This window comes from uncultured Shewanella sp. (assembly GCF_947495455.1).
In the GTDB taxonomy this organism is placed as follows: domain Bacteria; phylum Pseudomonadota; class Gammaproteobacteria; order Enterobacterales; family Shewanellaceae; genus Shewanella.
The window spans coordinates 1-7,554 of sequence record NZ_CANLZC010000164.1; the positions used below are offsets into that span (position 1 = coordinate 1).

Sequence of the window (7,554 nt, forward strand, 5' to 3'; positions counted from 1 at the left end):
ATAAATAGGCATGTAGTGGTACAGTAAATTTGGCCACCTAGTATGAGGTGATGTCACTCACCTCATAAGTAAATAGGTGCCATTATGATCGTCAAAATACGTTAATATTATTATAGATTACAGTTATCACAATATAAATAGGCGCCATTCGGATCGTCAAAAGAGGCGAAAGTATTGACCATATCTTGCCATTTTGACATTAAGGCATTGACCACAGGGCTTTGAGATTGTGTTTGTTGCAAGGGCAGGTAAACCGCAGCAGTGGCAAAGATATCTTGTATTATTTGTTCCTGCGGGCTGAGTTCTTGTTCAATAAGTTTGGTATCAAATTGTTTTAACTTAGCCATTTCTGCCGCTTTTTGAATAGCTTGTGGCATATCCCCTATGGCGTCGACTAAGCCAAGTTTCAGGGCTTGGTTTCCTGTCCACACTCTGCCTTGAGCAATTTTGTCAACGGCTTGTTTTGTCATATCACGACCATTGGCAACAATGGAAATAAAGTTGTCGTACCCATGTTCAATGGTCCGCTGCATCACAGTACTGAAGGCAGGGGTTAAATCGCGGGTAACACTAAAGCCTGCCCAAGGTGAGGTGCCGACCCCATCGGTGTAAATACCTAAATCAGCCAATGAGTCTTTAAAAGTCGGGATGAGTCCAAAAATACCAATGGAACCCGTTAATGTGGTGGGAGTGGCAAAGATATAATCGGCATCGGCTGAGATCCAGTATCCTCCTGATGCGGCGTAACTGCCCATACTCACAATAATAGGTTTATTTGCGGCTTTAATGGCCAGCACTTCTTGGCGAATTTGCTCTGAAGCAAAGGCGCTGCCCCCTGGACTGTCGACTCTTAATACAATGGCTTTGACATCTTTATCAAAGCGGGCTTTTCTCAGTAGTTTTGAGGTACTTTCGCCGCCAATATCCCCGCTGGGTTGATTGCCGTTGAGTATGTTGCCTTTAGCCACAATAATCGCGACTTTGTTCGTCTCTGTTGGCTGAGTATTCGCTTTTGCAATGGGCAGGTAATCATAGAAGCTGATTTGTTTATAGCTGTTGCCTTGACTGGCTTTACCCACAGTATCCACCATGGCAAGCCTAAAGGCTTCAGCGGTACTGAGACTATCCACCAAATGCTGATTTAAGGCCAATTGAGCCATATCGTTATTGGCTTTATTCAATTGAATTAAGTATTGTTCTGGCGATAGCACTAATTGGTTTGGCTCAAGGTTACGATTGAAGGCGACCACCTTGCTGTAACTTTCCCATAAGTTATTCAATAAGCTCAAATTGGCTTCTTTTGCAGCCGCAGACATATCATCACGAATAAAGGGCTCGACAGCCGATTTAAAGGTCCCCACTCGAAACACATTCATTTTTATGTGGAGTTTATCGAGTGCCGATTGGAAATATTGGCGATAACGGCCCATGCCTTCAATGGAGACCGAACCTTGGGGGTTTAAATAGACAGTGTCTGCAAAACTGGCTAGAAAATATTGATTTTGATCGTAGCTGTTGGCGTGAGCAATGATAGGTTTACCTGAGGTCTTAAAGGCGGTGAGCGCATTGCCAATGGATTCAAGTTTGCTCAAACCTGCGTTTTGTAACTGGTCTAAATCGAGGATCAGTGCGCTGATATCATTATCATTTGCGGCGCTGTTGATCACTTTAATGACATTAGACAATAAAATTTCATTATCCCTGCTGTTTTTTCTTTCGCTATCCATAATGGCTTCAAGCGGTGCGACGGGCTTTTTCTGCTCAACTATGTTGCCAGATAAGTTCAGTACTAAGGCGGAGCCTTTTTCTAGATTCACCTTGTCTTCTTTACTCAGTCCGATCAGTAGTGCGATCAGTAATCCGAAAAAAATGACATTGAGAAAAAGTTTGCGAATACCGTTTAGGGTATTCCAGAGAACACAAAATATTTTTTTTAAAAATGAAGGTTTAGCGGACATTTGCCACTCCTTTATGACGAAATTGACGTCATGTTAACTGAAATAATACCCAGATGGAAAACCCAATTAAAAACAGATGATTCTTTTCCCTTATTGAGCTTAGTACAGACTCGAGGTATGCTGAATTAAATCATTTGTTTAAAAAGGATGTTTGAATGTCGTTTCCGCATTTATTAGAACCTTTAAATTTAGGCCATACTCAATTGAAAAATAGAGTATTAATGGGCTCCATGCATACAGGTTTAGAAGAAGAAAAGGGCGGTTTTGAAAAGTTAGCGGCTTTTTATAAAGAACGCGCTGCTGGCGGAGTCGGACTGATTGTGACAGGGGGGATTTCGCCAAATTTACGAGGGCGACTGGCACCGAATGCCTGTCAACTCAGTTTCCCCTGGCAAGTGAAAAAACATACCCTTGTCACTCAGGCTGTCCACGAGGCCGGTGGCAAAATTTGTATGCAATTACTGCATGCAGGGCGCTATGGTTATCATCCTTTTTCGCAAGCCCCCAGCAAAGTGAAATCCCCTATTACCCCTTTTACACCTAGCGAGATGTCAGCAAGGCAAGTAAAAGGCACCATTAAAGACTATGCAACCAGTGCAGCCTTGGCGAAAAAGGCGGGCTATGATGGCGTTGAGGTAATGGGCTCAGAAGGTTATCTCATTAATCAATTTGTCAGTAGCCGAACGAACCAACGCACCGATGAATGGGGTGGCACCTTTGATAATCGCGCGAAATTTCCCCTTGAGATCGTTCGCAGCATTCGTGAAAAAGTGGGCAATGATTTTATCATTATCTTTCGTTTATCTATGTTGGATTTGGTGGAAAACGGCTCAACATGGGATGAAGTGGTGCAATTGGCCAAAGCCTTGGCGGCCGCTGGCGTATCGATTTTAAATACTGGCATTGGTTGGCATGAGGCCCGCGTGCCTACGATTGCGACAAGTGTGCCACGAGGCGCTTTTGCTTGGGTGACCGAACGACTTAAAAAAGAAGTGTCATTGCCTTTAGTCGCCACGAACCGCATTAATACACCAGAAATTGCAGAAGGCATTATTGCATCGGGTCAAGCGGACATGGTGTCTATGGCGCGGCCATTTTTGGCTGATCCCGACTTTGTTAATAAAGCCGCTGCCAATACACCTGAGCTGATTAATACTTGTATTGGCTGTAATCAGGCATGTCTTGATCACACTTTCTCATTAAAGCGCGCCACCTGTTTAGTCAATCCTCGTGCCTGTTATGAAACAGAGATGAATTTTACGCCAACCAGTCATAAGAAACGCATTGCGGTGATGGGTGCAGGGCCTGCAGGCATGGCGTTTTCTGTGTATGCTGCCAGTCGCGGCCATAAGGTGGTGCTGTTTGAAGCAAAATCTGAGGTGGGCGGGCAGTTTAATTTGGCTCGTAAAATTCCGGGCAAGGAAGAATTTGATGAAACCATTCGCTATTTTCTTGAGCAAATAAAATTACATCAGGTGGACTTAAGGCTTAATACACGCTTGGATGCCTCTGTGGTGCGCGATGAAGCCTTTGATGAAATTGTCATGGCATCAGGGGTATTGCCAAGAGAAGTTGATTTGCCTGGCTTTGACTCGCCTAAAGTGCTGGATTACCAGCAAGTGCTCACTGGGCAAGTGACCGTAGGTGACAAAGTGGCGCTTATTGGTGCAGGGGGCATAGGCTTTGATATGGCGCATTTTTTGAGCGAAGAAGAGTCCAGTACCTTAGATTTAAATAAATGGCTTAAGCAGTGGGGCATAGATAAAAGCTATCAAGCTCGGGGCGGCCTAATGAGCCCTCAAAAAGAAGCGCCTCATAAACAGCTTTATCTATTGCAGCGTAAAACCAGCAAGATGGGCAAAGGCCTTGGGCGAACCACAGGTTGGATCCACCGCTTAGTGTTAAAGCAACACCAAGTTATTCAAAAAACCGGTGTCAGCTATGAAAAGTTTGATGATCAAGGCTTGCATATCAGCATCGATGGCCAGAGCGAAGTGCTTGATGTGGATAATGTGGTGTTATGCGCCGGACAAGTCTCAAATCGAACCTTACTGGAAGAAATGCAATCCACAGGACTGCCAGTGCATATGATCGGCGGCGTGGATGTGGCTGCCGAGCTCGATGCCAAGCGAGCCATTAGGCAAGGGGCCGAGCTGGCCATTAAATTGTAGCGATCAAACTTTAGCGTAAACGGTAACGTTTAATTTTGAATTCAGTGTCGGTTTACTGGTTATGGCTAGCTTGAGGAATTAAGTTAGCCTTTATTGTTATTCATTGCTACCGCAGGTTTTTGTGCAAGTAATTCTCGGGACGTTGTAGACCTATCTGACCTGCATGGATAGCAGGAAATGCCTTAAAATGTCGGGAACAGCTTTGCATGATCGGTGACAGGGCCATGGGCGCTCTGCGATTTCAAATGACATCCTTGTCTAAAGGCCAGCCAAATAAAATACATCCGTATATAAAAGCCAGCTTAACATCCCTGTTTCCCGTTCATTGACTCATGGCGTGGCCATATTCACCCTGTTTGTCGCTCATAGCAGCCATTTTATGGCTTCGCCCTGAAACCGAAACTAGCAGATGCATCTACACGGGGATTTAAAAGCGAAAATCAACAGAAAAAAGAAAAGATAAATGCAGGGTGTTTCTTTGAATTGGGTTTGTTGGCTGACTAAGGGTGATGACTTTTGAACAAGTATTGTGAGCAGGATCAATAGATAACACTCCATACTAAACATTTTGTTTACAAATGTATTATTGCAATGGTATTTTGCTTGGCTAGCGTAAAGTGGCTGGATTAGCAGTGTACTCTGGCTTAGTGATTGGTTTAAAAAAACTGTTTCAAAGAATTGGCGGTTTGGAAGATTATCCTGCTGTTGAATAAGTTGTTAGCAGGCGCAAGATAACGGAGATAAAAATGGACTTTATTGAAATATTAGGATTAGGGTTAATCCTTGGGCCGATTAAAGAATTAGTTGATTCTATGCACCAATCAAAAACTTTAACTTTAATGGTTGTTGTAGGTCTTACTTTTATGATTGGTTTTGCTTTATTTTTAGTGAAAATAGCAGAGATGCAGTAGCCAACAATCGAGTTACTGCCAGCTAACAAGCAAATTAATCAGGAGAAAAAACAGTTGGCTGTTTTCGTTCCTCAACATTTTAGCCAACAATTTTTTCCCATTATTAGGGCGTTAAGAGCCACAAGGAAAGAGTGTGCCAAAACTGAAATTTTTTATATTAATAATATTTTCATCAGTATTACTGCTAATGTCGCTATATTTTGTGAACTTTAATATATTCAGTATCCCCTTTCTATCTGGAACCCAGTCTGAATGGGCTAATTTTGGCTCTTACATCGGCGGAACCTTAGGCCCACTCTTGGCGTTTCTTGCGTATCTCGGTGTGCGGGAACAACTATTATTGCAGCGCAAGGCAATGAATAAGCAAGTAGAGGATAAGGCGTTTGACGATCATATCGGACAAGTAAAAGAGAGCTTTGAAAGAATTAACCAATTATCTATAGAGAGTGTAAAGCCGCTTGAAAGCCATCTAGGTATTGATGTGCAGTTAAGTCTTACGAGAGATCTTCAGGACATCTCCGCTGATGCAAATTCTAGTCATATACTTGAAGATATTATTCATGCATCAAGACTCATTCAGGGTGCTGAGTTCATATATAAAAGATACCTCTATTTAATTGAGCAGTCCGCATCCAGCTTAAGCGAAGAATGTCCTCTTAATGAGCATAAGTGGAATGCTGTCGTCACATGGCGCCAGTTTGAAAAGCGCGCAACCCTAATAAACTCATTAGCAGTAAAAGCAAACCGCGAGCTTATCGAGCCTAATCCTGATATTTATGAGCACGAGCAAAAAGAAATACTCATGAGCATTGGTGCGTTTGAAGGCTGGGCGAGAGAGTGGAAGAGTATGGGTCTGGGATTTTGAGCGTGCAACTTTTAACAAGTTGCTCAAGTGGGACAAATTTAAGCGCGGCTTCGCTGCAAATTTGCCCCTTAGTAAAGCGTTAGCAGTACATAAGGAGACAAATTGATACATAGTTCAATAAAGGATAACTGGATGCGTGTGGAAATAATCCATTCATTGGCTAAGACATACTATCTAGAAACGAACGATTCTAGCTTCCGTGGCAGAATGACAAACGGCGGTCACCCATTTCCATTTGATACTGTCAAATACGACGCAATGGAAAAAGAATCATGCATAGTTGGTATGGTCATGGCGTGGTCAGTGATTACTCTTGAGTCACTTGTTAATCATTTATTGGCGGAAAGACTGAACAACAAAAATTTGGCCGTAATGGCAATAGAATACCCAAGGCAAATAACGGATAAATTGAAGATTGCAAAATCAGCAAGATCAGAATTAGCAAAAAAACTCATTATATTGGCGGACAGCGAAGAAGAAAATTCTCAATTCACGTCTTTGGCTGATGAATTGTCTGAAACCCGTAATTTAATCTTACATGACAAGCCGTTTGAGCTTATTGATTATGGAGAAGGGGAAGTAGATATGATGCACTTTAGATCACGCGGAGATGTTCTAGATAGTAGTTGGCGGTATGATGATTTGACAGATTTCTATGAAAAATGTGACAAAGTAAAAAGTTATGCGGTCTCGATATTTCCAGTAGAGGTCATGGGGGTTGAAGAAATATCATTTAGCAAGTTGGTAAGCGGTTAACATACGCATGTTGGCAGACTAATATAATATGGACATATATGGACGCTCTCGTTGAGTCAAGCTTGTTTTGACTTTTGAAAGCTAAAGACATCTAGCCAAGGTCTGAATAGGCCTTGGTTTAAAATTAACTCCTTCTTTTTGCTTAATTCGTTTTGGTGACTTATGCTCGTTCAAGGTGGTTGAGCTGATATTGCCTTATAAAAAAGAGGGAGGCTTAACAAGGCAAACGATAACCGAGATAACCAGTGCGCCGAGATAAATCGGTAGACTTTTATTTTAAGGAAGTGGGGAGGTTAAAGTCCTCTGCTTACTCTTTACTCGAGATAATGTTGAGCAAACAACCAAGATTCCGAGTCATGGGCTTTGCGCTTTAAGGCGCTGGCTAAGATTTAATTATAGGCATTATCTAAAATATCAAAGAATTCTGAATAGCTTGTGATAGGGGTTTCAGTATCGGTATTAAAAACAATTTTGGCTTCTTGATTGGTTATTGCAGTAGGGTTTTTAATACCTTTTAGAACAATGGTGATTTTAGTGCCTGCTGGAATAATAGTTTCGTGGTCAAAACGAATAAAATCGCCTAAATGTCTTAAAAAACCCTCGGCTTCTGTATTTGAGTCGTTGAAATATACATCGATATCATCCACATCTGATGGTGATGAGTTACCTATGAAGTCTGGATAAGCGGTTGAATTTGCTACAGGGTATACATCTATAAAATTCCAAATGACGCCATCTGAATCTGTGGTAATACTAAAAGTGTAATCTGTTCCTTTGTTTTCAATGACTGAAGTTGTTGTAATAGAACCAGTAGGCTCTAAAATATCAAAGAATTCTGAATAGCTTGTGATAGGGGTTTCAGTATCGGTATTAAAAACAATTTTGGCTTCTTG

The 7,554-nt window shown here is 42.0% G+C and carries 6 protein-coding genes; 4 read left to right on the top strand and 2 right to left on the bottom strand.

The window, feature by feature from the left end; all coding sequences use genetic code 11:
* Window positions 1-110: 110 nt before the first annotated feature.
* Window positions 111-1,958, bottom strand: coding sequence for a signal peptide peptidase SppA (sppA, locus tag Q0791_RS23825; protein WP_299011757.1), 1,848 nt, complete (start codon window positions 1,956-1,958; stop codon window positions 111-113).
* A 155-nt stretch (window positions 1,959-2,113) separates the two neighbouring features.
* On the opposite strand from sppA, the gene Q0791_RS23830 reads away from it, so the two are divergent.
* The 4 genes from Q0791_RS23830 to Q0791_RS23845 all read left to right on the top strand — a co-directional run bounded on the left by Q0791_RS23830 (window position 2,114) and on the right by Q0791_RS23845 (window position 6,661).
* A complete protein-coding gene (locus Q0791_RS23830) occupies window positions 2,114-4,129 on the top strand; it encodes an NADPH-dependent 2,4-dienoyl-CoA reductase (RefSeq protein ID WP_299011758.1) in 2,016 nt (671 codons plus the stop codon).
* A gap of 746 nt (window positions 4,130-4,875) precedes the next feature.
* Window positions 4,876-5,040: a hypothetical protein gene (locus Q0791_RS23835; RefSeq protein ID WP_299011759.1), complete on the top strand. Its 165-nt coding sequence runs from the start codon at window positions 4,876-4,878 to the stop codon at window positions 5,038-5,040.
* Window positions 5,041-5,173: 133 nt separating this feature from the next.
* Window positions 5,174-5,905, top strand: a complete 732-nt coding sequence (locus tag Q0791_RS23840) for a hypothetical protein (protein WP_299011760.1) — start codon at window positions 5,174-5,176, stop codon at window positions 5,903-5,905.
* A gap of 132 nt (window positions 5,906-6,037) precedes the next feature.
* Window positions 6,038-6,661, top strand: a complete 624-nt coding sequence (locus Q0791_RS23845) for a hypothetical protein (RefSeq protein ID WP_299011761.1) — start codon at window positions 6,038-6,040, stop codon at window positions 6,659-6,661.
* Window positions 6,662-7,050: 389 nt separating this feature from the next.
* On the opposite strand, the gene Q0791_RS23850 is transcribed toward Q0791_RS23845, so the two are convergent.
* Window positions 7,051-7,554 (bottom strand): hypothetical protein (locus tag Q0791_RS23850; RefSeq protein WP_299011762.1); only part of this gene is annotated, 504 nt, incomplete at its 5' end.

Bases quoted from the DNA above. Each gene is read 5' to 3' on its own strand.
- Q0791_RS23830 (WP_299011758.1), top strand. From the start codon at position 2,114: ATGTCGTTTCCGCATTTATTAGAACCTTTAAATTTAGGCCATACTCAA.
- Q0791_RS23845 (WP_299011761.1), top strand. From the start codon at position 6,038: ATGCGTGTGGAAATAATCCATTCATTGGCTAAGACATACTATCTAGAA.
- Q0791_RS23835 (WP_299011759.1), top strand. From the start codon at position 4,876: ATGGACTTTATTGAAATATTAGGATTAGGGTTAATCCTTGGGCCGATT.
- sppA (WP_299011757.1), bottom strand. From the start codon at position 1,958: ATGTCCGCTAAACCTTCATTTTTAAAAAAAATATTTTGTGTTCTCTGG.